The sequence below is a fragment of the Tahibacter sp. genome (assembly GCF_035481375.1).
GTDB lineage: Bacteria > Pseudomonadota > Gammaproteobacteria > Xanthomonadales > Rhodanobacteraceae > Tahibacter.
Map to the genome: position 1 here is coordinate 1 of NZ_DATIGT010000040.1, position 26,077 is coordinate 26,077.

The 26,077-nt window shown below is 69.5% G+C and carries 20 protein-coding genes; 5 read left to right on the top strand and 15 right to left on the bottom strand.

Annotated elements, in window-relative coordinates; translation table 11 throughout:
* Positions 1-592: hypothetical protein (locus VLF18_RS02890; RefSeq protein ID WP_325278117.1), on the top strand; the 592-nt coding region annotated here is incomplete at its 5' end.
* A 1,531-nt stretch (positions 593-2,123) separates the two neighbouring features.
* Here the strand turns inward: VLF18_RS02890 and VLF18_RS02895 are convergent.
* The 8 genes from VLF18_RS02895 to VLF18_RS02930 all read right to left on the bottom strand — a co-directional run bounded on the left by VLF18_RS02895 (position 2,124) and on the right by VLF18_RS02930 (position 12,655).
* Complete coding sequence (locus tag VLF18_RS02895) at positions 2,124-2,396, bottom strand: hypothetical protein (RefSeq protein ID WP_325278118.1); 273 nt, start codon at positions 2,394-2,396, stop codon at positions 2,124-2,126.
* A gap of 599 nt (positions 2,397-2,995) precedes the next feature.
* Complete coding sequence (locus tag VLF18_RS02900; protein ID WP_325278119.1) at positions 2,996-5,227, bottom strand: glycosyltransferase; 2,232 nt, start codon at positions 5,225-5,227, stop codon at positions 2,996-2,998.
* Positions 5,224-6,261 carry a GDP-mannose 4,6-dehydratase gene (locus VLF18_RS02905; protein WP_325278120.1) on the bottom strand — a complete coding sequence of 346 codons (1,038 nt, stop codon included), beginning with the start codon at positions 6,259-6,261 and terminating at the stop codon, positions 5,224-5,226. The genes VLF18_RS02900 and VLF18_RS02905 overlap by 4 nt, the downstream gene beginning before the upstream one ends.
* Positions 6,258-7,745, bottom strand: a complete 1,488-nt coding sequence (locus VLF18_RS02910) for a glycosyltransferase (protein WP_325278121.1) — start codon at positions 7,743-7,745, stop codon at positions 6,258-6,260. The genes VLF18_RS02905 and VLF18_RS02910 overlap by 4 nt, the downstream gene beginning before the upstream one ends.
* A complete protein-coding gene (locus VLF18_RS02915) occupies positions 7,742-10,411 on the bottom strand; it encodes a glycosyltransferase (protein WP_325278122.1) in 2,670 nt (889 codons plus the stop codon). The genes VLF18_RS02910 and VLF18_RS02915 overlap by 4 nt, the downstream gene beginning before the upstream one ends.
* Complete coding sequence (locus tag VLF18_RS02920; RefSeq protein WP_325278123.1) at positions 10,408-10,770, bottom strand: hypothetical protein; 363 nt, start codon at positions 10,768-10,770, stop codon at positions 10,408-10,410. The genes VLF18_RS02915 and VLF18_RS02920 overlap by 4 nt, the downstream gene beginning before the upstream one ends.
* A 16-nt stretch (positions 10,771-10,786) precedes the next feature.
* Positions 10,787-12,127, bottom strand: coding sequence for a hypothetical protein (locus tag VLF18_RS02925; RefSeq protein ID WP_325278124.1), 1,341 nt, complete (start codon positions 12,125-12,127; stop codon positions 10,787-10,789).
* A 3-nt stretch (positions 12,128-12,130) separates the two neighbouring features.
* On the bottom strand, positions 12,131-12,655 hold the full coding sequence (locus tag VLF18_RS02930; protein WP_325278125.1) for a hypothetical protein: 525 nt from the start codon (positions 12,653-12,655) through the stop codon (positions 12,131-12,133).
* Positions 12,656-12,756: 101 nt separating this feature from the next.
* Here VLF18_RS02930 and VLF18_RS02935 point away from each other — a divergent pair, with 101 nt between their 5' ends.
* The 4 genes from VLF18_RS02935 to VLF18_RS02950 are packed head-to-tail and all read left to right on the top strand — an operon-like array spanning position 12,757 to position 16,767.
* A complete protein-coding gene (locus tag VLF18_RS02935) occupies positions 12,757-13,926 on the top strand; it encodes a hypothetical protein (RefSeq protein ID WP_325278126.1) in 1,170 nt (389 codons plus the stop codon).
* A complete protein-coding gene (locus VLF18_RS02940; RefSeq protein ID WP_325278127.1) occupies positions 13,923-14,510 on the top strand; it encodes a hypothetical protein in 588 nt (195 codons plus the stop codon). Before VLF18_RS02935 ends, VLF18_RS02940 begins: the two co-directional genes overlap by 4 nt.
* Positions 14,507-15,589, top strand: coding sequence for a glycosyltransferase family 4 protein (locus tag VLF18_RS02945; protein WP_325278128.1), 1,083 nt, complete (start codon positions 14,507-14,509; stop codon positions 15,587-15,589). Before VLF18_RS02940 ends, VLF18_RS02945 begins: the two co-directional genes overlap by 4 nt.
* The gene (locus VLF18_RS02950; RefSeq protein ID WP_325278129.1) at positions 15,586-16,767 is read left to right on the top strand and encodes a glycosyltransferase family 4 protein; all 1,182 of its coding nucleotides are present in this window, start codon (positions 15,586-15,588) and stop codon (positions 16,765-16,767) included. Before VLF18_RS02945 ends, VLF18_RS02950 begins: the two co-directional genes overlap by 4 nt.
* Before the next feature lie 141 nt (positions 16,768-16,908).
* Here VLF18_RS02950 and VLF18_RS02955 read toward each other — a convergent pair whose 3' ends face one another.
* From VLF18_RS02955 to VLF18_RS02985, 7 genes are all read right to left on the bottom strand, one after another.
* Positions 16,909-18,288, bottom strand: coding sequence for a sensor histidine kinase (locus VLF18_RS02955; protein ID WP_325278130.1), 1,380 nt, complete (start codon positions 18,286-18,288; stop codon positions 16,909-16,911).
* Between the two features lie 6 nt (positions 18,289-18,294).
* Complete coding sequence (locus VLF18_RS02960) at positions 18,295-18,987, bottom strand: response regulator transcription factor (RefSeq protein ID WP_325278131.1); 693 nt, start codon at positions 18,985-18,987, stop codon at positions 18,295-18,297.
* Positions 18,987-19,241 (bottom strand): hypothetical protein, encoded by a 255-nt coding sequence (locus tag VLF18_RS02965; RefSeq protein WP_325278132.1) that lies wholly within the window; start codon positions 19,239-19,241, stop codon positions 18,987-18,989. The genes VLF18_RS02960 and VLF18_RS02965 overlap by 1 nt, the downstream gene beginning before the upstream one ends.
* 120 nt (positions 19,242-19,361) lie before the next feature.
* The gene (locus tag VLF18_RS02970; protein WP_325278133.1) at positions 19,362-20,270 is read right to left on the bottom strand and encodes an arginine deiminase-related protein; all 909 of its coding nucleotides are present in this window, start codon (positions 20,268-20,270) and stop codon (positions 19,362-19,364) included.
* 196 nt (positions 20,271-20,466) lie between these two features.
* Positions 20,467-23,538, bottom strand: coding sequence for a diguanylate cyclase (locus tag VLF18_RS02975; protein ID WP_325278134.1), 3,072 nt, complete (start codon positions 23,536-23,538; stop codon positions 20,467-20,469).
* Entirely contained in the window at positions 23,516-24,508 is a 993-nt protein-coding gene (gene dusA, locus VLF18_RS02980) for a tRNA dihydrouridine(20/20a) synthase DusA (protein ID WP_325278135.1), read from the bottom strand. The genes VLF18_RS02975 and dusA overlap by 23 nt, the downstream gene beginning before the upstream one ends.
* 267 nt (positions 24,509-24,775) lie before the next feature.
* The coding region (locus VLF18_RS02985) for a hypothetical protein (protein WP_325278136.1) at positions 24,776-26,077 on the bottom strand (1,302 nt) is incomplete at its 5' end.

The following is a 26,077-nucleotide window of genomic DNA, read 5'->3' on the forward strand; positions in this document are numbered from 1 at the left end:
CAACACTGAGCGACAGTCCCACAGACGATATTCCGACTATCGGGCGGAGCAGCGCACCGAGCGACTCAGGTCGCAGACGACCTACTCTCACTCGCTCGCCCGCACTCGTGTGCGTCGACGACTCCAGTTGATCGGCGATTCCCGCGCGTATTGGATTCAGGTCGACGTAGGCCATGGCTGCGAGCAGCGCGCGCTCGTCGCAGAGAAGTTGACACCGATAGCGCCCTTCCCAGAACCGCCCTTTGCAGCCGTCTTCGCGATTGGCACGGCGGGCGATCGGCTCGGCCAGGCAACGCATGAACCACGAAAGGTCGCAGAGGCGCGCGCGAATCACGCCAACGCGCGCCGGGTCTGCAAGAAGCTGCTGACGCCTCACCATCACAGCATCCTGATCATCGTCCGCGACCGGAAACACTCGCAGCCAGCGCGCCGCCACTTCTTCGTCGCTCCACGTCTCCACGGCGCCGGAAATCACCTGAACGACAACGTGAAGGTGATTGCTCATGACTGCATAGGCGTGGATAGCGACAGCAAAGCACTCTCCGAGCAAACGCAACCGATCTTCGACCCAGTGCTTTCGATGCTCGAATGAGCGCCCCGTGTAGCGATCCTCGCCGCAAAGGAACGCGCGACGCACGCAGCGCTGGACACAGTGGTAGCAGCCTGCGGATCCGGGCGGAATCAGGAGCGAGCGGGCAGTTGACATGGTTGCAGCGTGACATTGCGGCTCGGTTATCGCTGCGGGATTGAGCCTCGCATTCGCGTCGGAAGTTTCTGAATTGTGAGTGTCCGGTACTTTCCCTCCGGTACTTTCCCATCCATCGACAGCGGGGCAGCGGAGGCCATAGTCCGCGCAACGAACTTGCAGCATCCGCAATTTCCTTGCACTGACTACCGGATCGGGAATGCGGACATGGTGTCGACCCAGCATTCAAGTAATGGAACCGCTGTTCGACGAAATGGAATGTTTGCGGCAGAGCAAGACTATTTCGCGTTACCGCGCGCCGTGGAAACACTTCGACAAGCCCTGCTTTGTTATAGACGGCTGAAATTGACTGCTAGAACCCGGTTTCATAAAAGGATACTATTACATAGTCACCACCACCCTCAGGCCAAGAAAGCCACGCCATGAATTCGCGGCCGGAAAGCCCATCAATTCGATAGCTCCACTTCTTGCAAAATTCACTGACATTTACCCAAATGCCCGGGGTGGCCGACGTCAGGAATTCAAGCAAGCCGATCTCGAAATCTTGCGACTCGACGATTTCGTAACACACTTCCTACATTGTTACCTACCTAATCATATTTTTTACGATCGCGTACTGCGCTTCAGTTGCTCTCAGAAGTTCGCAAGAACGTAACCGTGCAAGATGGCTAGCGTTCGAGCGATTCTACGAAACCCTGGGCGATTCACACACGAAATCTCAGAACCCAGCTTCGCTCTCGTCTGCACCGCCGACACTGACAAGTCCATCACTGTTTATTTGCACAGTTGTCCAATTCCTCCACCCATGCTTTCGCACTACCCCAGCCAATGAGAACGTCATGGTGATTGCTACAAAGTAAGTAACTCGCACTCTCGTCGCACACGTAGAATTCGAGTGCAGGACATTCCTCTAAGATTCGCAACAGATCAGCTCCATCTCTGAACCGCCATACGTCGCGCGCGCCCGCCATTATCAGCAAGCATGTCGACGCCCCAACATACTTAGTTGTTAATTGCCACCCGTCTGGCCGTAGACATCCATCAGGTGCAGCATCCGTGTCCCAAGGAGCGCGTCGCGCCAAATCAATACCAAACCGATCTAACAATTTTTTTAGCAAATTTTTCCGCTCAGCCTCTCCGAGTACGTCTACTCGAACTCCAGTGGCTGCAAGCGCTAAAGTCACATGGTCAGAACTCGTCACGATACTCACTCAACGGTTATATGGGACATCATCCAACAATATATGACTGGTAGAAAAGGACATCCACTATTTGTCGTGGACCGAGCTGAAGGCCGAAGTCCCCGGTGTGATACCAGAGCCTGCCGCCAGACTTAACCTGCAGAGGTTAGGCGCAAAGCGTCACATCAAGCGAAAGAACGAATTGACCCACGCTACAACAAGGAGCACGGTCTGGCCTAAGCCAGTCGCTGCGCCAGTCCGATGCCCTTGAGCCATCTCTGCTCCAGACGCTTGGCCATCTCGATCAGATCCTGCGCGGATCCGGAGATTCTGGCCCAGCCATCGCCATAGCCGCGAACGCGAGACGCCCATCGCTCCGGTGTTGTGTCGAGTCGCTCGATGATTGCCAGTGCGGGACCACTGATCCTTCCGCGCTTTCCCGGCGCCAGCCTCCGGCCCGTCCAGTTAAGTACCTGCAGGTAGTCGGCAACACACAGCATCCTGATCATCGTCCGCGATCGGAAACACTCGCAGCCAGCGTGCCGCCACCTCTTCGTCGCTCCAGGTCTCGATCGCTTCCGGTATCACCTGAATGACGACGTGACGGTGATTGCTCATGCTGCATAGGCGTGGATAGCGACAGCAAAGCACTCTCCGAGCAAACGCAAGCGATCTTCGACCCAGTGCTTTCGATGCTCGAATGAGCGCCCCGTGTAGCGATCCTCGCCGCAAAGGAACGCGCGACGCACGCAGCGCTGGACGCAGTGGTAGCTGCCTGCGGATCCGGGCGGAATCAGAAGCGAGCGCGCTGTTGTCATGGTTGCAGCGTGACATTGCGGCTCGGTTATCGCTGCGGGATTGAGCCTCGCATTCGCGTCGGAAGTTTCCGAATTGTGGGTGTCCGGTATTTTTTGTCTCTGAATTGTGGGTGTCCGATATTTTGGTGTCCGATATTTTGATATTTTTCGTTCTCGTGCGTCGACCGCAAGGACGACCGGCCTTTGTATTGACTTGTCAACGTGCGCATCGGCGTCGGCATGCGATGGCGGCGATCAGCACCCACGAAATCTCAAGGGCAGGGCTACTGTCTGCATACGGGATCCGCAGATCAGTCCCGCCCCTTCCCCCGCAACGCCGCCCACAGATCGCGCAACGCATTGCGCACATACCCACGATCATAAAAACGCACACTGACGCGCCGCGCGAAATCGCGTGGCGCGATGCGGCGTTCGCGCTGGATGCGGCGGCGCTTGCGCAGCATGCGCAGGCTTCCCTTGAGCGCATCGCGATAGAGCCGGAACACGACGCTCGCTTTGCCGCGCAGGCCGTGGCGCAGCACGATGCCGGCGTGGATAGCGATCAGCGACGGCAGGTGGCGCAGGATCACGCCGGTGGGCACGCACTTGAGGAGCATCCACAGCGAGTTGCGGATGCCGTGGTAGAGCACGAAATCGTTGAAGCCGCCGCCGCTCGACGCCTGGCCTTCGTGGCGCGCGAGCACGGCGTCGGTATAGGCCGGCGTGAAGCCCAGCAGCAGCGCGCGCGCGGCGACGTCGGTGTCTTCGGCGTAGCAGAAGAACGATTCGTCGAAGATGTGGCCGTGCGCGGCCTGCAGCGCTTCGAGCACGCGCCGCGCGTACAGCGCGCAACCGCCGGTCGGACCGAAATAGGGGTCCTGCATGTCGAGGCGGTTCGACGCGAGCAGGCTGCGATAGAACGCGATGCCGAGCGAATCGACGTCCTCGCCGCTGAGCTTCAGCACGCGGCCGCCGGCGAGGTCGTCGTCGACGCGGCCGTCGACATGGTCGAGCAGCCAGGTCGTCAGTGCATCGGTCGCGATCGCGTCGTTGTTGAGCAGCAGCACGTGCGAAATCGACGCATCGTCGAGCACGCGCGCGATCGCGCGGTTGCAGCCTGCGGCGAAGCCGATGTTGATCGGGCTCGCGATGAGTTCGGCCGACGGCCAGGCCTGCGCGAGCCCGCTGCGCAGCAGCGACAGGTCTTCGGCGCGCGAACCGCTGTCGACGACGATCAGCCGGATCCTGTCGGCGAGTCCCTGCAGCGACGCCACGCAGCGCAGGCTGCGGTCGGCCGTGTTGTAGTTCACGAGCACGACGGCTGCGCGCGCGGGCTGCGCCGGCGCGGCCGTGCGTTGATGCGCGAGCGGCACCGCGACGCTGCCGGCGCGCGCGCGCGCCGCCTCATAGACCGCGAGCGTCGCCGCGACGGTGCGCGACCAGGTATAGCCGGCAGCCTGGGCAAGTCCGGCCGGCACTGCGCGTTCGCGCCAGGCGTCGTCCTCGACGAGGCGCCGCAGGCCATCGCGGATCGCATCGACATCGAGCGGATCGACGCGCAGCGCCGCGTCACCGACGACTTCGGGCATGGACGCGGCATCCGAGGTCAGCACCGGCACGCCACTCGCCATCGCTTCGAGCAGCGGCAGGCCGAAGCCTTCGTACAGCGACGGAAACGCGAAGCCGGCCGCGGCGGCGTAGATCGCGGGCAAGTCAGCATCGGCGACGAAGCCGAGCCGGCGTACGTCGCCGCGCCGTTCGAGCGGTTCGAGCCGGCGCGCGAGCGACGCGTCGAGCCAGCCGCGCGCACCGACGACGACGAGCGGCAGCCGCGTGCGCAGTGAATCGGGCAGTGCCGCATAGGCTTCGACGAGCCGTTCGAGATTCTTGCGCGGCTCCTGCGTCGCGACGACGAGCAGATAGCCGCGCCAGGTGAGGCCGTGCTGCGCGAGCACGGCCTGCGTATCGGCCTGCGTCTGCGGCCGGAACGCCGCGTCAACACCGAGCGGCACGACGTGCAGCTTCGACGGATCGACGCCGAGCACGGTCACGAGTTCGTCGCGCACATAGGCCGAATCGACGATCAGCGCATCGGCGCGCGCGAGCGTCGGTGGCAGGTGTCGTTCGAGAAAGCGCACGCGCTCGACCGGGTGGAACTGCGGATAGCGCAGGTATGAGATGTCGTGCACGGTCGCGACCGACGGTCCGTCGAACGGCATCAGCACGAAGTTCGGCGCATGCAGCACGTGGTCGGTGAGCCGGCTCGCGCTGTGCCGGAACAATGCGGCGCGCAACGCGGTATAGCCTTCGAGCGCGGCGCGCTTGAACGGCAGCACGCGGCGCACGCTCTGGATCGTGCGGTTGACCTGGAACGCCTGCTCGCTGTTGGCGACCCAGCGATACGCGGAGAACAGCTTCAGCGCGTCGAGTCCCGGCGCGCGTTCGAGACCGAGCGCGAGTTCTCGCGTGTAGACGCCGATGCCGGTCAGCGGCGCGCTGATCGCATCGACGTTGAGGATCACGCGCAGCGGCGCCGCGCTCATGGTCGCGGGTTCCGGGCGAGGCGGCGGCGCTCGGCGGCGACCAGCAGTACCGCGAGCGCTGCGGTGTCGACGCTGTCGGTCAGTCCGAGTTCGCGCCGCGCGCGCGTCGGATCGCCGCGCAGCACCGGCGCGTCGTGGCGGCGCAGCAACGCCGCGTCGACGACGATGCAGCGCCGCCCGTCGCGCGCGTCGACGGCATGTTCGTCGGCGCCTGCGCCGCGCCAGTCCAGCGGCACGCCGGCCGCCGCATAGGCGAGCGTCGCGAACTCGCGGATCGACGCGCAGCGGCCGCTCGCGATGACGTAGTCGTCCGCATGCGGCAGCGCCGCGAGCGCGCGCAGCGCCGCGACATGGTCCGGCGCATAGCCGAAATCGCGCTGCGCATCGAGATTGCCGAGCGTCAGCGGCTCGACCGGTATCTGCGCCCAGCGCGCCGCTGCCGCGGCGATCTTGCGCGTGACGAACGCGCTGCCGCGCAGCGGCGATTCATGGTTGAACAGGATCGCCGCGCCGGCCTGCAGGCCGTAGTGCTCGCGGTAGCAGCGCAGCGCCGTGTGCGCGAGCAGCTTGGACACGGCATACGGATGGCGCGCCTGCAGCGCGCAGGTCTCGTCGATGACGCCGTCGCGCGGCACGAAGATTTCCGCAGTCGACGCCAGCACCACGCGCGCTGCCGGCGCATGCCAGCGCACGGCTTCGAGCAGATGCAGCGTGCCGGTGCCGTTGCTCGCGATCGCTTCGAGCGGATCGGCGAGCGCCTGCGTGACGCTGCTGACTGCGGCGAGATGGAACAGCTGCTGCGGCTGCAGGCGTTCGATCGCCGCGGTGCAGGCCGCCGCGTCGCGCACGTCGAGCGCGAGCAGATGCAGATCGGGATGCCCGAGCAGGCCGAGTTCGCGCAGGCGCCAGAGCGATTCGTCGTTCCAGCCCGGCCGCAGTCCCGCGTGCACGACGCAGCCGGCCTCGAGCAGATCGCGACAGAGATAGGCGCCGTCCTGGCCGGCCGCGCCGGTCACGAGCACACGCGAGCTCATGCGGCGCCCTCGAACGGACGCAGTGCCGGCACATCGTCGGTGTCGACGGCCAACAGCGCCGCGACGCGTGCGAGCGCCGGCGGCAGTGTGCCGGTCACGCGATCGATCGCCTCGGACTGCAACAGTCGCGCGAAGCTCGCGTTCCAGTCGGCCTCGTTGCCGCCGGTCGCGGCGCTCGCTTCGGCGAGCGGCTCGTATGTGCGCGACACGCCGTCGCGCGTTTCGACGACGAAGCCGTGTTCGCCGCGATGCACGCGAACCGCCTCGATGCCGTCGGGCGCCGCCGCGTCGCCCCAGCACAGCCAGCGCGGCTGCGGTGCCGGTCCGGCGTAGGCGCGTCGCACGCGCCAGTCGAGCACGCGCCGTCGCGGCGAGAACAGGCTCGCGCCGACGTCGGCTTCGTAGCGCGGCCAGCGTGAGCGCAGCACGGCCATGCCGGCCTCGCCGAGTACGCGGCGGCGCTCGTCGCCGAAGCTCTGGCTGCGCGCATGGCGCACGAGCACGTCGCCCGCGATCACATGGCGCCAGCCCGCGGCTTCGGCGCGCTGGCACCAGTCGTTTTCCTCGCCGTAGCCCTGCGCGAACGCCTCGGCGTCGAGCAGGCCGACCGCATCGAGCGCGGCGCGCTTCAGATACAGGCAGAAACCGTTGCCGGTCGGCAGTCGCGGATACGCGCTGCCGGCCTGCTGGCGCAGCGCGAGCGCCGCTTGTGCAAATGTCCACTGCTGCGGAAAGGGACAATGGCGCTCGAGTTCCGGCACCGAGAACGCACCGGCGTTGTCCGACACGGCGGTCGCGCTGGCCGTATCGGCAGACGCCCAGGCTGCGCGGCGCAGACCGGTCAGCCAGTGCGCGGCGACTTCCGTGTCGGCGTTCAGCAGCACGACGTCGGCGCGGCCCGCGGCCTCGATGCCGCGGTTCGCGGTCGCGGTGAAGCCGCGATTGCATTCGTTGGCCAGCAGCGTGACGCCGCGGCGCGCGCGATAGTGCGCGAGCAGCGGCGCGATCGCCGGATCGGTACTCGCATCGTCGATGACGATGAGCCGCGCCGCGCCGCGCGTCTGCGCGAGCACGCTGTCGAGGCAGGCCGCGACCGCATCGGGCGCGTTGTAGACCGGCACGACGATCGCGACTTCGCGCGTCATCGCATCGGCGTGTGCGGCTAGATCGACGAATTCCTGCGACGGCAGCGGCGCGAGCGGCGCAACGTCGACGGCGCGTCCGAGGCCGGGCCGGCCGAAGCGCAGCGACACCGTCGCCGATTCCGCGCCGCCGGCCGCAAGCTGCACGTTGATGCGTTCGCGCCCGTTCGGCGCGAGCGGCAAGGCGAGCTGCGCATGGCCGTCGGCGTCGGCCTGCAGCGTCGCATAGCGCTGCCCGTCGAGCCGCACCTCGACCGCCGCACTCGGCGCGAGCGCGAGACGCAGGTGTACGCCGTCCCAGTCGAGGCGATGCGGCAGAACGGCGGCAGGTGCTTGGGTCATCTCGATTCCTGTTCGGCGCGCATGCGCGCGCGGTGTTCGCGGCCGACCTGCGCGAGCAGCGCCGCACTGTCGGCCGACAACGCCGGCAGTTCTACCGCGGCATCCGCGGCGCGCTGCTGCAGCGCCGACCACAGCGCCTGCTGCGTCGCCGTCGGCTGCGGTGCGCGGGCGTGGCGTTCGCGCGCGAGATCGGCGCCGATCCAGGCGGCGATTTCCTCGTCGTCGGGAAGACGAAGGCCCTGCACGCCGAAGTCCCGCAGCCGGTCGTACAGCCGCCGCACCTGTTCGCGCGGCCGCTGCAGCAGGCAATGGTAGTCGACGACGATACGCGGACCGCGTTCGGCCGATGCCGCCGCTGCGTGGTTGTAGCACTCCCAGAGCGCGAGCGCGTGCGCCGGCGCCAGGCCGTCGCGCCGCTGCACCGACGCCGCGACCGGCGTCGGCGCGCGCACGACATGCACGAACACCGGCTGCGCGATCAAGTCAGCGATCTCCCCGAACAACAGACAGAGTCGCGGTTCCTTGATGAGCCACGGCGCCTGCGCCGCGAGCGCCGCCGCGATCGGCCGCCAGTCGGCCCGCCACTGCGCGCGCGCCGCGGGCACGGCGTCCTCGTCCCAACCCAGCGGCGACGACCAGTCGCCGCCGCGCCGGCGCAGCGCGGCGACGCACGCGAGGTGCAGGTCGCCCCGTTCGACGAACCCGCGCGGATTCTCGCCGGGATTGCGCAGGAACGAACCGGGCTCGCCCGCATAGGCGCCGAACAGTTGCAGCAGGCCGGCGACGCAGGACGTGCCCGAGCGATGCATGCCGAGCACGACGAGCCCGTGCGCGCTGCGCGTCGGGCGTTCGCGTACCGCCGGCGGCGGCAGCGGCGCGCGCAGGCGTTCGAGCGCACGTGCGGCCGTGACGCCGCGCAGTGCTTCGTCGCGCAGTCGTGTGCTGCCCGCCGCGGCGCGCGCCTGCGCCGCCGGCAGATCGGCGAGCACGCCGCGCAACGCATCGACGACGCGACCGGCGATACCGCCGTCGTCGCCGTCATCCACCGGCGCCGCCCCGTAGTTCCGCAGCACTTCCGCACGCGCGCCGCGCGCCGTCGCAACCAGCGGCCGGCCCGTCGCGATCGCCTGCAGCAGCGGCCAGCAGCGGCTGCGGCTGCGGCTCGTACAGACCACGACGTCGGCCGCAGCGAACAGCCCGTGCTGCTGTTCCTCATCGACGACGGGCCGCGGCAGCACGCTGTAACGGCCGCCGTGCGGATCGAGCCGCAGCGCGCGCGTCGCGGCGGCCAGATCATGACCGAGCGCGTCGACGCAAAGCAGCAGGCGCACGGGTTCGTCGCGGCGCAGTCCGCGCGTCCATGCCTCGAGCAGGTGCCACGGCGCGTCGACCTCGTCCCAGCGCGCGCAGCACAGCACGACGCGTTCGCCGTGCGGATTGCGCGGCGCGCGCAGCATCGGATGCGCATAGGCCGGATCGACGATCCACGGCATCGCGACCGCGTCGCCGAAGCCCGCCTCGCGCAGCGCATCGCGGTGCCAGGCGCTCGGCACCCAGAGCTCGTCCATCGCGCGGACCGCCGCGGCCGCGTCGCTTTCGGGAATCGTCTCGAAATCCAGAAAACCGATGCGCCGCCGCGCGGCGACGCGCGGCCAAAGCCGCGGATCGCCGGCGCAGAGCACCGTGTCCGGCGACGCGTCGCGCGCGCGCCGGCGCAGCGTGTTCAGCAGGTGATCGCGGCTGTCGCCGCTTTCGGCGATGGCCTCGGGCAGCACCGGCGCATATAGCGAGCGATAGCTCAGGCGCAGACCGGCCGCGTCGAGCGCGCGCGCGAACGGCCGCTGCCAGAGGGCGAGCGACGCCGGGACATCCAGCGCGCCGACCCATTGCAGCTCGCGTTCGTACTGCGCGGCGAGCGTCGCCGCCCAATGCCGCGCGAACGTCGCGCGTCCCTGCGCGACGAGCCGCGCGCGCGCCGGCGCGTCGTCCGCGGTCGAGCCGTGCTGGTCGTGGCGCAAGGTCACGCTGCCGCAGAGCCGCGTGCGCCAGCCCGCGGCGCGCGCGCGCAGGCAGTAGTCGCTGTCCTCGCCGTAGGTCAGGTAATCGCTGTGCAGCGGACCGATCGCATCGACGACCGCGCGCCTGATGTAGACGGCCGCGAACACGACGCCTTCGACGATGCGGTCGGTGTCGGTGTACTGGCCGACGTCGCGCTCGATGCGGCCCGACGGCGTCTGCACGCCGATGCCGTCGTCGGGCAGCACGCGCGTGCCCGCGTGCAGCAGACGCCCGTGCGCGTCGACGAGCCGGCAGCCGACGATGCCGGTATCGGCGTGTTCCGCGGCGCAGGCGCGCAGGCGCACCAGCCAGTCGCGCTGCGTGAACACGAGGTCGTTGTTGAGCAGCACGAGGTCGCTGCCGGGCTGCGCCGCCGCGATGCCGGCGTTGTTGCCGCGCACGAAGCCGAGATTGTCCGGCAGCCGCAGCACGCGCACGCGACCGGCGTAGGCGTCCAGCGCCTGCGGCGTGGCGTCGGTAGAACCGTTGTCGACGACGAGGATCTCGCTGCCGTCCAGTTCCGTCGCGAGCAGGCTGTCGAGCGCGCGCGCGGTCAGGTCCCAGCGGTTCCAGGCCAGCAGCACCAGGCTGATCGGCGTCGGCGTCACGGTGCGACGCTGCGCTCCGCGCCGACGCCGCGCCAGAGTTCGGCGAGCACCGCGTCGAGGTCTTCGCGCGCGCCGTCGGCGCAGAGCCGTTCGAGCAAGGCTCGGCGGCGCGCGAGCGCGTCGTCGTGCGCGGCGACGATGCCGCGCCAGTGCGCGGCGTCCTGTGCCGGCGGCACCGCGCGGCCGAACAGCCGCTGCACGCGTTCGACCGCACGCGTCAGCGCGCGCCCGATGCGCCAGCTGCGGCTTGCGAACACCGCGTCGCCTTCGGCAAGGACGATGTCGATGACGCGGCGCAGTTCGGTTTCGGTATGGCGCGCCTCGGCGAGACGCAGTTCGAGTTCGGTTTCGCGATTCATGCGGTCTCCGCGCGGATCATCCGCAGCTGCGGTCGAACCAGGGCCCGAGCAGCGCGAGCATCAGCAGCACGGCCGAGAGTCCCGCCGCGATGAGCCAGCGCGCGCCGCCGCGCAGATGGACCGCCGCTGCGGCATCGGGCCGGCGCAGGCTCGCGATCGCGCTGCCGGCGAACGCGCAGAGGAACGGCATCATCGGCAGCAGGAAGCGCGCCTTCACGTGCAGCAGCAGATACAGCCCGAGCTGATAGACGAAGAACAGCGCGCTCCAGAGCACGAGCGGCTCGCGCCAGCGGCGCCAGAACGCGAGTCCGACCGCAAAGCCGACGAGACAGATCAGATGCAGCGCGTCGCCGACCGCGGCCAGCACCTGGGCGAGCCACGGCGGTGCGTTGCGATAGCTGCCGAGATGACCGGCGCAGGCCGGACCGGGCAGTTGCGACAGCAGTGTCGTCTTCGCGCTGAACAGCCGGAAATACTGGCGGCCGAACTGCGCTTCCAGCGTCGCGAGCAGGCCCTGCTCGCGCAGCATGGCTTCGGCGCGCGCGCGATAGATCGCGTTGCGTTCGATCGGCGTGGCCGCGCTTGAGAAGTAATCGTGCGCGAGTGCGGCGACGCTGTCGCCGACATAGTCGCTGCGCCAGCGCTCGCTGAGGCCGCCGACGAGATTGAACGCCGAGCTGTCGGCGATCATCGGCCGTCCGGTGCGCTGCCAGCCCTGGTACAGCGGCACGGCCGTGACCACCGCGACGCCGATGACGAGCGCGAGCGCACCGCGGACGCGCCGGCCGCGCAGCAGCAACAGCGCGAACAGCGGCCAGAACAGGCTCAGCAGGCTTTTCGCGAGCAGCGCGCCGCCGAGCGCGACGCCGCCGAGCGCCTCGCGCGCGCGCAGCACCAGGTACAGCGCCGCGAACAGCAGGAACAGGTGCACGGGTTCGGGCCAGAGCCAGTGCGCGTAGGCCATGTTCGACGGATTCAGCACGAACAGCGCCGCGGCGATATTCGCCGCGTGCACGCGGCCGTCGCAGCGGCGCCAGAGCGCGCGCAGGAAAGCGGCGGCACCGAGCAGCAGCGCGGTCTGCAGCAATTGCATCGGCACGAGCGTGTCGCCGAAGACGCGCAGCGAGCCGGCGAGCAGCCAGGCCTGCAGCGGCGGCCACCAGCCGGCATCGGCGACGGGCGGGCCGAGTCCGGCCATGCCGCGCGCCCAGGCGAGGTAGGCCGCCTCGTCGCCGACCAGCAACTTCGGGCCGGCGTAGTACAGCAGGAACAGCGCGCCCTGCTGCAGAAGGAACAAAGCGACAAAACAAAAAAGCAGGATGCGCCGGCGCGCCCGCGCGTCCTGCTCTTGCTGCATGACTTACTTGGCCTGCGGCGCCGCCGGGTCGGCCGCGCGGCGCTTGGCGGCGGCCTTGAACACCGGCGTGAACTTCTCGCGCGCGCCCTTGGTGTCGATCGATTCGACGTAGTACCAGTATTCGCGGCAGGGATCGATGGTGTCGTCGCGGTACTCGTACTTCTTGGTCTCGTCGGTCGTGCCGGCGCCGAGGATCGGATCGGCGTTGAGCTTCGTGAACGGACCTTCTTCGAGATCGCCGCGGAAGACGTCGTAGCCGAAGTTGTCGACCTCGCTGGCGGTGGTCCAGCGCGGCGTGTTCGCGAGGCGCTGATCCTTCGGCACGGCACCCTGGTCGCCGCAGGTGCCGGTCGGCAGATCGGCCGCCGGTGCCGCCGGCGTCGCGGCGGGCGCAGCCGCCTGCTCGGGCTTGGCGGCCGGCGCGGCCGGAGCGGCCGGCGCCGCGGCGGGCTTGGCCGCGTCCTGCGGCGCGTTGCTGCAGGCCGCGAGGGACAGCAGCAGAACGAAAGGCGGGAAGATCGAACGCATCGGCAACTCCACGGATGAGGGGCGGGCTGGGAAGCATGCCGTCCCAACGCGGCCTATGGACAAGCACAGGCGGCGGCAACGATAGTCGCCGCATGCATTCCGTGCAAACCCCGAAGCGCCTGTCGGCGCTGCGCGTCTGCGCCGTCGCATTCGCCCTGCTGCTGGCGTCGCCGCTGTGGGCGGCGGGCGACTGGCAGATCCGCGTGAGCCCCGACGACGCGCTGTATCCCGTGCTCGACCTTTCCCAGCGCAGCGACGGCAGCACCGCGGCGCGCTTCGGCGACGGCAGCGGCATGGTCGCGCTCGATCTCGTCGCGCAGAGCGACGGCGAGCGCGTCGACTTCGCCGTGAACGCGCCCGGCCTTGCCGCGATCGCCCGCGTGCAGGCCGTGCTGCCGCGTGCCGGCGAACGCTATACCTTGCGCCCGCGTCTGCGCTGGAACCGCACCGCGCTCGCGGCGATGACCGGACCGCAGAAGATCGCCGCCGACTTCACGCTGACGCGCGGCGACGGCACGACGCAGCAGCAGCGCCGCGAGATCCGCCTGCATCCGCTCGGCGAAGCGCTTTACTACGTGCGCGACGGCAAGGACCACGTCGATCTCGGCTGGATCTTCGCGGCCTATGCCGACCCGCAGTCGCGCGTCATCGACGACATCCTCGCGCAGGCCGCGGAACGGCATCCGTTCCTGCCGCTGAAACCCGGTGCGCGCACGCCGGCGCAGGCGCTCGCGGCGGCCTACGCGGTCTGGGAAGTGCTGCAGATCCACGGCGTGCGCTATGCCGACGAAGACCCCGGCGTCGCGCGCGGCCCGGTGGTCTGGAGCCAGCGCGTGCGCCTGCACGACGACGTCTGGGACGAACGCCGCGCGAACTGCATCGACGGCAGCCTGCTGCTCGCCGCCGCGCTCGAACGCATCGGCATCCGCAGCGTGCTGTTGCTCGTGCCGCGGCATGCGCTGCTCGCGTTCTATACCGGCGACAAGAACGGCGATCCGGTCTTCGTCGAGACCACGCTGCTCGGCGCACGCCAGCTCGCGGTGCGCCCGAAGCCCGGCTTCGTCGGCGAGCTGAGCCTCATCGACGGCGACGCGCTCGACAGCTTCTCGGCCGCGCTCGTCGCCGGCAAGGCGCGCTATGCGCGCGAAGCCGCGGGCTTCGGCCAGCGCAAGCCCGACTACCAGTGGATCGATCTCGCGACCGCGCGCTCCTACGGCATCGTGCCGCTGGCCGCGTCCGACGGCGCGAGCGCCGCCGCCGCGCCGCGATGAGCCGCGAACCGACCGGCGCGCTCGCGCACCTGCAGCAGGAAATCCGTGCCGAAGCCGCAGCGCTGCCGGAAATGCCGACGGCGCCGCCGTGCGCGCTCGGCATCGCCGCGCCGCTCGCGCTCGATCATCCGCAGCGCCTGAACTACACGCTCGACGATTTCATGCACGTGCACAACGACGAGTTCGTCGAACTCGCCTACCGCTGCCTGCTCAAGCGCCCTGCCGACGCGGTCGGCCAGCTGCACGCGCTGCAGCGCCTCGCCGCCGGCGACAGCAAGATCGCGATCCTCGGCGACCTGCGCGCGTCCGAGGAAGGCCGCGGCTACGGCGTGCATGTCGCCGGCCTCGCGGCGCGCTACCGCTTCTGGCGCCTGACGCGACTGCCGCTGGTCGGCGCGCTGATCGAGCGTGCCGCGCTCGTCTGGAACCTGCCCGAGATCGCGCGCGAACAGCGCCGGCTCGGGCAGGCGCTCGCGCAGCAGAACGCCGGCGCGGAGATCGCCGGCCTCGCGACCGAGGTCGCGCGGCTGCGCGAAGAACTCGCCGCGCTGCGCGCGCGCCGCGACGACCCGCCGGCCGAATGAAGATCGCGCTGCTCGCCCCGTCGCTGACCGCGCATGACGCCGTCGGCACCGACGTGCTGGAGATGGGCGCGGCGCTGCGCCGCGCCGGCCACGAGGTGCGGCTCTACGCCGACCACAGCCAGGGCATCGTCGAAGCCGTGCACGCGCCGCCGGCGCTCGACCGCTGGCTCGGCGCGCGCGACCTCGTCGTCTACCACTATTCGATCGGCTGGCCGCGCGTCGAAGCGCAGCTCGCGACGCTGAACTGCCGGCGCGTGCTGCGCTACCACAACATCACGCCGCCGGAATTCTTCCAGGGCTGGTCGCCGGAACACGTGCGCAGCTGCGCCGCGGGCCGCGCGAGCCTGACCACGCTCGCGACGCTCGGCTTCGATCTCGCGCTCGCCTGTTCGGCCTACAACCTCGCCGAACTCGTTGCCGCAGGACTGCCCGCCGGACGCGGCGCCGTGCTCGCGCCGTTCCACCGCTGCGAAGCGCTGCTCGACCGGCCGGCCGACACTGCGCTCCTCGACCGCTACGGCGACGGCCGCCGCAACGTGCTGATGCTCGGGCGCGTCGCGCCGAACAAGGGTCATGCCGCGCTGTTCGATGCGTTCGCGTGCTACCGGCGGCACTACGCGGAAGACGCGCGCCTGCTCGTCGTCGGCAAGCACGACCGCCGCCTCGCGCGCTATTCGCGCCATCTGCGCGAACGCTGCGCCGCGCTCGGCATCGCCGATCACGTGCATTTCCTCGACAACGTCGACGACGCGCGGCTCAAGTCCTGCTGGCTCGTCGCCGACGCGCTGCTGATGCTGTCCGAACACGAAGGCTTCTGCGTGCCGCTCGTCGAGGCGATGGCGCTCGGCGTGCCGGTCGTCGCGCGCGATCGCAGCGCGATCGGCGAAACGCTCGGCGGTGCGGGCCTGCTCTGGCATGACAGCGATCCGAGGTTCTATGCCGCAAGCCTCGCGCGGCTCGCGCGCGATCCGGCCGCGGCCGAAACGCTGCGCCTCGCGGGCCGCGAACGCTATCGCCGCGAATTCGCGCCGGACGTGCTGACCGCGCGGCTGCTGACCGCGCTCGCGGCCTTCGCATGAGCCGCCTTGCGATCGTCGTCCAGCGCTGGCATCCGGACATTGCCGGCGGCTCGGAAGCGCTCGCCTGGCACTACGCGCAACTGCTGCGGCGGCGCGCCGAGGTCGACCTGCTGACGAGCTGCGCGCTCGACTACCGCAGCTGGGACAACGCGCTGCCCGAAGGCGAGGAACGGCGCGACGGCGTCCGCGTGCGGCGCTTCGCGAGCGCGTGGCCGCGCGGCAGCTGGTTCGCCGAACTGCACCGGCGCCTGCTGCAGTCGCATGCGCGCGAGATCGAGCGCGACGGCGGCGCGCAGCTGTCATGGCGCGCGCCGCTCGCCGAACAGTTCGTGCGCGCGCAGGGTCCGTGGTGTCCGGGACTGCTCGACCATCTCGCGCACCATGCCGGCGACTACGACGCCGTCGTGTTCTGCACGTATCTCTACCCGACCACGTATTTCGGCATCGACTGCGTACCGGAATCCAAACGTGTACTCGTACCCACATTGCACGACGAGCCGCCCGCCTATCTGCCGGTCTACGCGCAGGCCGCGCGCCGCGTGCCGCGCATCGTCTGGCTGACCGAGGCCGAACGCCGCCTCGGCGCGACGCTCTGGGGCGTCGACCGCGGCGAGGTCGTCGGCATGGCCGTCGCCGCCGAACCGGCGGCGCCCGCAGCGCGCGACACGCCGTACCTGCTGTATTGCGGACGCATCGACGAGAGCAAGGGCTGCCGCGAACTCGTCGACACGTTCCGTCGCTGGCGCAAACGGCAGCACGTCGCGATCGATCTCGTGCTGACCGGCGCGGATCACCTGGGCCTGCGCGACGGCGACGGCGTGCGCTACCTGGGCTTCGTCGACGCCGCACAGAAGAACGCGCTGATGGCCGGTGCGCGCGCGTTCGTCATGCCTTCGCGCTGGGAAAGCTTCAGCATCGTCACGCTCGAAGCGATGAGCCAGGGCGCCCCGGTCATCGTCAACGCGCAGTGCGACGTGCTCGCCGATCACGTGGACGCATCGAAAGCCGGCTGGCGCTATCGCGGCAGCGACGACCTCATGCGCTGCTTCGACGAAGCGCTCGCGCTCGATGCCGCGGCGCGCGAACGCATCGCGCGACACGGCCGCGACTACGTCACGACCCGCTACGCCGAAGCCGGCGTCGCCGAACGGCTCGACAGAGTGATCCGGGCGCAATGACCAACGCGCATTGCGCCATTCGCGCGACACCGCCCGGTTTTCGCCTTGCCGTTTGCGCATGCCGCGGCGCTCGGGAACCGCGCGCCGCCAGATCGGAGATGGCGCAATGCGCAGGGCTTGTCGCGCCCTGCGAACAGCGGCTTACATCGCCTCGAAGCGCACGCAGAACAACGCGCCGCCGAGCGCGTCGGAGCGATGCACGCTGAGGTGTCCGCGGTAGCCCTTGACGATGTCCTGCACGATCGCCAGTCCGATGCCGTGGCCCTGCACGCGCTCGTCGCCGCGCACGCCGCGCTGCAGCAGGTGCTCGACTTTCTCCGGCGGAATGCCCGGGCCGTCGTCCTCGACGCGCAGTTCGAGCCCCGCGCGGCGCATGCGCGGCGCCTTGATCACGTGCGCGGTCAGCAGCACGCGGCGGTTGGCCCACTTGAACGCGTTCTCGAGCAGATTGCCGAGCAGTTCCATGAGATCGCCCTGCGCGCCGAAGAATCGCGCGTCGGAATCGATCTCGAACTCGCAGAGCACGCGCTTGGCCGCATAGACCTTCTCGAGACTCGCGACGATGCCCTCGGCCGCCTGTTCGATCGCGAGCGGGGTCGAGAACACCTGGTGCCGCGACGCGGTCGCGCGCGACAGCTGGTACGACACGATGTCGTGCATGCGCTGCGACTGCTGGCTCACGCTGTTGCGCAGGCTCGTGTAGCCGGAATCGCCGTCGATCTCGCTGCGCAGCACGGCGAGCGGCGTCTTGAGGCTGTGAGCGAGGTCGGACATGGTGTTGCGGTAGCGGTCGAGCTGCTCGCGGCCGAAGTCGATGAGTTCGTTGAGGCTGCCGGTCAGCGGCGCGAGTTCGGCCGGATACTGCCCGGGCAGGCGGTCGGCATCGCCGTTCATCACGTTGTCGACGTCGCGCACCATCTTGCGCAGCGGGCTCAGTCCCCAGCGCAGCAGCGCGATCTGCAGCAAGAGCAGCACGATCGCGAGCGCGCCGAGCCAGCGCGCGAGCGTGCGCCGGTAGGCGGTGATCTGGCGCAGGAACGGCTGGTCGCTCTGCGCGACGTGCACGGTCAGGTTCACCGGCCGGCGCTCGTCGACCTCCCAGCTCACGCCCTGCGAAAACACGAACACGCGGCCGACCGAGTTGTCGACGGGTCCTTCGAAGCGCGTCTCGCCGGGCTGCAGGCGCGTGTCGAACGCGAGTTCGCGGCCGAGCGCCGACGGCGATTCCCAGCGCAGCGAATCGCTGTCGCCGACGACGACGGCATAGAGGCCCGAACCGGGCCGGTTGAATTCGGGATCGGGCAGCGTCTCGGGCGGCAGCAGCTTGGTGCCGCGCAGCACGTCGGAGCCCGCGAGATAGGCATAGACGTAGTTCTGCAGGCGGTCGCGCATCGCCGCGACCGTCGCATCGTAATAGGCCTTGTCGAGCGCGAAGCCGGTAACGCCGAGAAACGCCGCGAGCGCGAGGCCGGCGGCGACGGTGGAACGGGCCTGCAGCGACAGCGGTCGCCGCGGTGCCATCGGCAATCAGTCCGCTGCGAGGTCGCTGCGCGGAATGGCGAACCGGTAGCCGCGACCGCGAACGGTCTCGATCGGCTTCAGATGGCCGTCCGGATCGAGCTTGCGCCGCAGGCGGCCGATGAAGACTTCGAGCACGTTCGAATCGCGGTCGAAATCCTGCTGGTAGATGTGTTCCGTGAGATCGGCCTTCGAGACGAGTTCGCCGGCATGGAGCATCAGGTATTCGAGCACCTTGTACTCGTAGCTCGTGAGGTCGACCGGCTTGTTGTCGACGGTGATGCTCTGCGCCGTCGTGTCGAGCTGCACCGGGCCGCATTCGAGCACGGGCTTGGTCCAGCCGGTCGCGCGGCGCACGAGGGCATTGAGGCGCGCGAGCAGTTCTTCGACGTGGAACGGCTTGACCAGATAGTCGTCGGCGCCGGCCTTGAGGCCTTCGACCTTGTCCTGCCAGCTCGAGCGCGCGGTGAGGATGAGGATCGGATAGCGCTGGCCGTCGTCGCGCAGCGCCTTGACGAGATCCATGCCGGGGCGCTTGGGCAGACCGAGGTCGATCACGGCGACGTCGAACGGCATTTCGCGGCCGAGGTAGAGGCCTTCGTCGCCGTCCGCGGCGCAGTCGACCGCATAGCCTTCGCGCTTGAGCCGCGCCGCGAGCGTCTCGCGCAGCGGGGCTTCGTCTTCGACCAGCAGGACTCGCATTATCGGCTCTCCTTGTTTTCGTCCGCGGGAATCTTCACGACCTGAACTCGCCCATCGCGGGTCAACAGCTTGATCCGGTACAACTTCTTCTTGCCGATCGTGACTTCCTCGGCCTTGAGCACGCGTCCCTGGATTTCCTGCTGCACCCGCTCGACCGCATCCTCGAGCGTCAGTTGCGCGAAGGCCGGCGCGCCGAACGCGACGAGCGCGGTCAGGAGCGTCAGGCGGCGCAGACTGTGAGCCCGTCGGTGCATGCGTTCATCTTAGCGAGAGGGCCCGAGTCTCGGTAGCGCGGATTGAATTGCACCTGAACTGGACGTACGCCGGAAATCGCGGGAACTTCACGTAAATTTCTCGTTCCGATGCGTGATTTCTCAATAGATTTCGCCGACGCAGCAGCGCAGGCTGCCGCCGGCTTTCTCGATCTCGGCGAGCGCGACCGCTTCGACGCGAAACCCCCAGGCGGCGAGCATGGCGCGCTCGGCCTCGCCGAGCGACGCGGCGGCGCGTTCGCTCATCCAGACCGTGTCGTCGCTGAGCGCGATGCAGTTGCCCGCGTAGTCGGCCTTCTGCCGGCCGTTGATCACGAGCGTCTGCGGCGCATAGACCGCGGCGATCGCCGGCGGAACCGCCGGATCGGCAAACCCGTCGGGCGCGATCACGAGCGCGCGGCCGGCCAGCACCGACATCACGACATTGGTGTGGTACTCGCCGGGCGCGAGGTCGAAGCAGAACGTGAGGTCGAGCTTGAACGCCTCGTGCATCGCGGCCGCGCCGGCCTCGTCGCAGCGTTCGCCCAGGCCGCAGTAGCCGACGTTGCGCGCGCGGTCGATGACGAGACTGCCGGTCAGCTCGGCCACGCCATCGATTGTGGACAAATCAATTTCGTCATAACCGAACAGTTCCCCGAAGAAGCCGCGGATGTCCGGCCGCTCGGCCTCGCGCTGCCGCACCGGATGCCGCATGCGGCCGATGATGAGCCGGTCCGGCGCGGTCGCGAACACGTTGTTCGGGAACACCGCATCGGGCGTGCTCGCATCGCCCGGAAAGCAGACCGTCGGCAGCACGCCCGACACGCGCCGCGCGAGCGCCGCATGCTCGGCCAGCGCCGCGTTCGCATCGACGCCGGCGTCCATGGCCATGTAGCGGTTGTCGCTGGCCGACTGCTCGGCCAGATGAAACCCGTGCGGCGTCACGAGAAACGCCCCGCGCGCGCAGCCCGGCGCCGAAGGTTCGAGCGCGGCGGCGCGGGTGCGGAATTCGTCGATGCTGCGAGTGATCATGAAATACGAAGCTCGTGTGGGGTGGGCTGAGCGCAGCGATGCCCAACACCCGGGGCGACACGCTGCGAGGAACGTCGAACCGGCGAATTCTTCCACGAAGACACATGCGGTGTGCGCGCGCTCCCGTCGCGGAATCGACGATCTCGACTGCGTTTTCGTCCTCGATGCTCGGGGTTCGCCTTGCGGCTCATCCCAACTACGAGGCTCTTGGTATCTCGATCCACCGGGGTTCGCGCGTGCCGTCCGGCACGGCCAGCACGGCGCGGTCGCGGCCGGCGTGCTTGGCACGATACAGCGCGGCGTCGGCGAGGCGCAGGCAGTCGTCGAGGCTTTGCACGAACGGCGCGCCCGGGTCGAACGGAAACGCGCAGACGCCGAGCGAGCACGTGACGCCGAGCGGTTCCACGGCGAACACGAACGGCCGGTCGCCGATGCACGCGAGCACACGCTGCGCCGCGCCGGCGAGTCCTTCGCGATCGGCATCGCTCAGCACGAGCAGGAATTCCTCGCCGCCCCAGCGCATCAGCATGTCGCCGTCGCGCGCCTGCTGGCGCAGCCGCGCCGCGATCTCGACGAGCACCGCGTCGCCGACCGCATGACCGTGCACGTCGTTGATGCGCTTGAAGTGGTCGCAGTCGACCAGCAGCAGGCCGAGCGCGCTCGAACGCTCGCCGTCCTCGCAGCGGCGCAGCGCGCGTGCGCATTCCGCCGGCATCTGCAGCGAAAAGTGGCGGCGGTTCCAGAGTCCGGTCAGCGGATCGGTCAGCGACGCATGTTCGAGCCGGCGATTGGCCTCGGCGAGTTCGCGCGTGCGCATCGCCACTTCCTGCTGCAGCCACTGCGCGCGGCGTGCGAGCGCGGCGCTGCGCCAGCGGCCCGCGAGCATGCCGAGCGCGAGCAGCGCGAAGCCGAACGCGGCGAGCGCGGCCGGCGTCTGCCACCACGGCGCGCGCAGCTGGAACGGAATCTCGATCGGCGCGGCCTCGACCGCGAACGCATCGCGCGCGCGCAGCCGCAGGGTGTAGTCGCCCGGCGGCAGGCGGCTGAACTGGAAGCGCGAGCCGCTGCTCCATTCCGGCGTGTGATCGCGCAGGCCGAGCAGTTCCGCGTTGTAGCGGATTTCCTGCGGCCGCTCGTAGGCGAGCAGCGCGACTTCCGCGCGCACGCTGTCGTCGCCGGCCGCAAGCACGGTGCCGGGCTTCAGCGGCGTGCCGCGCTCGGTCGCCGCGACGCGCAGGCGCAGCGGCGAGGCCGGACCGGCCTGCGATTCCAGCGACGGATCGTAGAGCGCGAGACCGTCGACGCCGCCGGCCCAGACGCGGCCCTGCGCATCCACGTAGCTCGCGCGATTGAATTCGAGTCCCGGCAGGCCGTCTTCCATGCCGAAGCGCGTGATCTCCGCGAGCAGCGGCTCGTCGGCGAGCGCGTCGACGAAGGTGTAGCGCGTGACGCCGTCGGAGCCGAACACATAGAGACGTCCCGCACCGTCGACGGCCTGCTGATAGATCTGTCCCGCGGGCCGCGCCGCGGCCGGCAGGCGCACGCAGCGCGGCGCGCGGCCGAGATCGACGCGCACGATGCCGGCGCGGCTCGCGACCCAGAGCGCGCTGCGCTTGCCGTCGCGATGCCATTGCATGTCGAGCAGCTCGGGACTCGGCAGGCAGTCCTTGGGTACCGCGTGCCAGCCGTCGTCGCCGCGCCACGCGAGGCCGCCCGACGTCGCGGCCCAGAGACGTTCCGTCGCGTCGTCGCCGGGCGCGAGCAGCAGCTTGCGCACCGTCGGCGAACCGTCCGCGAGCGGCAGGCGTTCGGGCGTGATCGTGTCGCCCTGCAGTCGCGCGAGTCCGTGCCGCGTCGCGATCCAGACGAGATGTCCTTCGCGCGTGTCCTGCGCCGCGACGTCGAGCACCGTGAGCCCGGGCAGCGCGCTGTTGTCGGCGCTGAAATGCCGCAGCGCACCGCGTTCGAGGCCGATCAGTCCCTGGTCGGTCGCGAGCCACAAGGTCGCGCCGTCGCGCTGCATCGCGAACACGGTGCTGCGCTCGTAAGGCTGCGGCAGAAAACGCTGCCACGCACCGCCCATCCAGCGCGCCGGCCCTTCGACCGTGCCGATCCACGGCGACGTGACGCCGTCGGGAAACTGCGCCTGGCCGACGCCGAACACGACGCGGTGCGGCAGGCCATGCCGCTCGTCGAGCGCAGCCCAGCGGCCCGGCTCGCGGCGCACGACGCCCGAGGACGTCGTGCCGAGCCACAGCACGCGATGGGTCGCCGTGTCGCCGGTCTCGATGAGGCTGCGCACGCCGTCCTCGGGCAGGCCCTCGGCACGCGTGACCAGGCGCACGCGGCCGTCGTCGGTGATTTCCGCGAGCCCCGCGCGCGCCAGGCCGACGCGCAGCACCGGCGTGCCGTCGCGCTCGCGGCTCGGCAGCAGCGGCGCGGCGGTGCCTTCGGGAAAGCCCGTGCCGGCGTCGTAGACGACGAGGGCATCGGCGGTCAGTCGCGCGAGTCCGCGCCCGGTGCCGATCCACAGATCGCGGCTGTCCTTTCCGCCCCAGTGCGCGAGCCCGCGGACCGCATCGTTCGGCAGTCCGTCGCGCTTGCCGAGGTGCCAGTCCGACAGCGTCGCCGCGCCGTCGGGATCGTCGAGCCGGTACAGGCCGGCCTCGTTCGTGCCGATCCAGAGCGCCGGCCCCGCAGGCCCGTCGCCCGCGAGCATCACCGCGACTTCGAGCGAGGCGGCCGCCGCGAGCAGCGTGCAACCGTCGCGACCGCAGCGATACACGCCGCGCGGCGTGCCCGCATAGACGCCACCCGCGTTGCGCGCGAGCAGGGCTTCGAGCGGCAGTTCCAGCGGCAGGCCGCCGATCGATTCGACGCGGCCGTCGTCGCCGCGGCGCCAGAGGCCGACGCTGTCGGTGCCTATCCACAGCGCGCCGTCGTCGGTCGCGGCCAGATGTGTCACATAGGGCCGCACGCCCGCGCGTTCGGGCAAACCGATGCGCGCCCAGTGCCGCCCGTCGAACTGCGCCAGACCGTCCTCGGTGCCCGCATAGACATAGCCGTCGCGATCCTGCGCCAGCGCGTTGATCGTGTTCTGCGGCAGGCCGTCGGCCGTGCTGTAGCGGCGCAGCGCGATCCAGTCGAGCCGCTCGCGCGGCGTCGGCGCCGGCCCGTCGACGCGCGGCGGCACGGCCGCCGCGAGCGCCGGCAGCAGCAGCGCCGCGAACGCCGGCAGCCAGCGCTCAGGCCGCGGCCGGCGTCGCATGCCGCTGGTCCAGCGCCGCACGGATCACCTCGATGCCCGCATCGTTGCGATGCGCGCGTTCGCTGAGCACGCGCCGGAATCCGCGTGCGCCCGGCAACCCTTGATACAGGCCCAGCAGATGCCGCGTGATGTGCTTCAGCGCCGTGCCCTGCGCGAGTTCGGACTCGATGTACGGCAGCAGCCGCTCGATGATCGCGTCGCGGTCGGGCAGCGGCTCGCCGTACATCGCCGCCTCCGCGCGCGCGAGCACGTACGGATCGTGATACGCCGCGCGGCCCAGCATCACGCCGTCGACGTGCGCCAGGTGCTCCTGCATCGCCTCCACCGTCGTGATGCCGCCGTTGATCACAATGCACAACTGCGGAAATTCCTTTTTCAACGCGTATACGCGCTGATAGTTCAGCGGCGGAACCTCGCGGTTCTCCTTCGGCGACAGACCCTTCAGCCAGGCCTTGCGCGCATGCACGATCAGCACCTGCACGCCGGCTGCGATCATCTGCTGCGTGAACTGCTGCAGGTCGTGATAGTCGTCCTGCTCGTCGACACCGATGCGGCACTTCACCGTCACCGGAACGCGCACCGCCGCGCGCATCGCCGTCACGCAGTCGCCGACCAGCGCCGGCTCGCGCATCAGGCACGCGCCGAACCGCCCCGACTGCACCCGGTCCGACGGACAACCGACGTTGAGATTGATTTCGACATAGCCCGCCTCCTCGCCCATGCGCGCCGCCTGCGCGAGTTCCGCCGGCTCCGACCCGCCGAGCTGCAGCGCGACCGGCTGCTCGAACGCGCTGTGCCGCAGCAGGCGCGACCTGTCCCCGTGCGCGAGCGCCGCCGACGTCACCATCTCGGTATACAGCCGCCCGTGCGGCGTCAGCAGCCGGTGGAAGTACCGGCAGTGGCGGTCGGTCCAGTCCATCATCGGGGCCACGGTCAGGCGCCAGGGAGTCGTATCGAAGGATTCGGTCATCGTCAACGCATCGAACCCATCCCGGCACGACGGTTCGTCGCACGGGATGCTGGGATAAGGGTTGGGCAACGCGGCCGGAATGATCGACCGTGCCGCGCCATCATCGCATGGCGCCCGATTGTCACGTTAGGCTGGTGGCCCCCAAACCGGAGTTCGACCCTGGGCGACGAGGGTGCAGCGGAGTTCTGCTAGGTCGAGGCGGCGTTCTGATCACTACACTTCGGGCCCGGCACCCGCCGGACCCGAAGCGCTTTCCCACGCGAACGATCAGTTGCCCAGCAGCACCAGCCAAGGCACGTCATTTTCCACGTTTACCCAAAGCTGCGTCAGCGGCAGCGACGCGCCGGCGCTCAGGCTGAAGGCCTGGGTGCCGTTGACGGTGAGGAACGCGTCGTTGCGGTCGGCGGCGGTCTGCCAGGCGAAGGACAACAGGCGCTGGTCGACATCGACGGCCTGCCACGGTGAACGGACGTGCGTGCCGATGCCGTCGGTCGTCACGGTGCGCAGGGCGACGTTCTGGCCGAGGCGTGCGAGTTCGAGCGTGAACAGCACGCGGCCGTCGGCGGCGCGGCCGCTCGCGATCGTGGCCGGCATCAGGCTCAGCCGGCCAAGCAGCGTCGCGTCGACGCGCAGGCTGGCGGTGACGAAGTCGCGGCCGTCGCCGATGACGCTCGGGAACAGCGTCGACGTACCGTCGAAGCCGTCGCGGAAGATCGACACGACGTTGGTGTCGGTCGCCGAGTTGTTGGCCGATACCGGATCCGATCCGGACGACAGCGCGACCGAGGCGGTATTCACGATCAGATCGTTCGCACCCGTTGCCATCACGGTCGCCGAATACTGGTACGCCGCCTGGCTGCCCGACGGCAGCGTGGCCGTGTCGGTCAGCGTGTTGCCGCTGCCGCCTGCGCAGGACGCGCCGGCGGAAGGCACGCAGGTCCAGGTGCCGCCGCTCAGTTGCGCCGGCAGCGCGTCGGTGACCGTGGCGGCTGCAGGGCTCGGCCCGGTGTTGGTCACGGTGATGACGTAGGTCAGCGCGGATCCCACGGTGACGAACTGGCGGTTGTCGCTGAGCGTCAGGCCCACGTCGGCCACGACCTGCACGGCGCTCGTGTCGGTTGCCGAATTGTTGGCCGGCGTCGGATCGGTCGCGCCGACCGGTCCGCTCACGGTCGCCGTGTTGGCCAACGTTCCCGTGGCGGTGCTGGCGATGCTGCAGACCGCGGTGTAGGTGACCGTGGCGCTCGACGGCAGGCTGACGGTGTCGTTGATGTTGCCCGAACCCGAACCCGTGCAGGTGCCGCCGGCCGCGCCGGCGCAGGTCCAGCTGCAGGTCAGCGCTGCCGGGAATATGTCGGCGACGGTTACGCCCGGCGCGGGATTCGCCGAGATGTTGATCGCCGTGATCGTGTACGTCGTCGAGCCGCCCGCGCTGACCTGGGTCGCGCCGTCCGTCACGGTGATCGACAGATCCGGCGGTGCCAGCACGGTGACCGTGACGGCCGTGGCCGGCGTGCTCGAGCAACCCGTGCTCGTCACGTCGACGCTGTAGTTGCCGCTCGCCGCGGC

Coding starts and splice junctions, on each gene's coding strand:
- VLF18_RS02895 (WP_325278118.1), bottom strand. CDS start 2,396: ATGATCAGGATGCTGTGTGTTGCCGACTACCTGCAGGTACTTAACTGG.
- VLF18_RS02900 (WP_325278119.1), bottom strand. CDS start 5,227: ATGAGCGCGGCGCCGCTGCGCGTGATCCTCAACGTCGATGCGATCAGC.
- VLF18_RS02905 (WP_325278120.1), bottom strand. CDS start 6,261: ATGAGCTCGCGTGTGCTCGTGACCGGCGCGGCCGGCCAGGACGGCGCC.
- VLF18_RS02910 (WP_325278121.1), bottom strand. CDS start 7,745: ATGACCCAAGCACCTGCCGCCGTTCTGCCGCATCGCCTCGACTGGGAC.
- VLF18_RS02920 (WP_325278123.1), bottom strand. CDS start 10,770: ATGAATCGCGAAACCGAACTCGAACTGCGTCTCGCCGAGGCGCGCCAT.
- VLF18_RS02925 (WP_325278124.1), bottom strand. CDS start 12,127: ATGCAGCAAGAGCAGGACGCGCGGGCGCGCCGGCGCATCCTGCTTTTT.
- VLF18_RS02930 (WP_325278125.1), bottom strand. CDS start 12,655: ATGCGTTCGATCTTCCCGCCTTTCGTTCTGCTGCTGTCCCTCGCGGCC.
- VLF18_RS02940 (WP_325278127.1), top strand. CDS start 13,923: ATGAGCCGCGAACCGACCGGCGCGCTCGCGCACCTGCAGCAGGAAATC.
- VLF18_RS02945 (WP_325278128.1), top strand. CDS start 14,507: ATGAAGATCGCGCTGCTCGCCCCGTCGCTGACCGCGCATGACGCCGTC.
- VLF18_RS02950 (WP_325278129.1), top strand. CDS start 15,586: ATGAGCCGCCTTGCGATCGTCGTCCAGCGCTGGCATCCGGACATTGCC.
- VLF18_RS02955 (WP_325278130.1), bottom strand. CDS start 18,288: ATGGCACCGCGGCGACCGCTGTCGCTGCAGGCCCGTTCCACCGTCGCC.
- VLF18_RS02960 (WP_325278131.1), bottom strand. CDS start 18,987: ATGCGAGTCCTGCTGGTCGAAGACGAAGCCCCGCTGCGCGAGACGCTC.
- VLF18_RS02965 (WP_325278132.1), bottom strand. CDS start 19,241: ATGCACCGACGGGCTCACAGTCTGCGCCGCCTGACGCTCCTGACCGCG.
- VLF18_RS02970 (WP_325278133.1), bottom strand. CDS start 20,270: ATGATCACTCGCAGCATCGACGAATTCCGCACCCGCGCCGCCGCGCTC.
- VLF18_RS02975 (WP_325278134.1), bottom strand. CDS start 23,538: ATGCGACGCCGGCCGCGGCCTGAGCGCTGGCTGCCGGCGTTCGCGGCG.
- dusA (WP_325278135.1), bottom strand. CDS start 24,508: ATGACCGAATCCTTCGATACGACTCCCTGGCGCCTGACCGTGGCCCCG.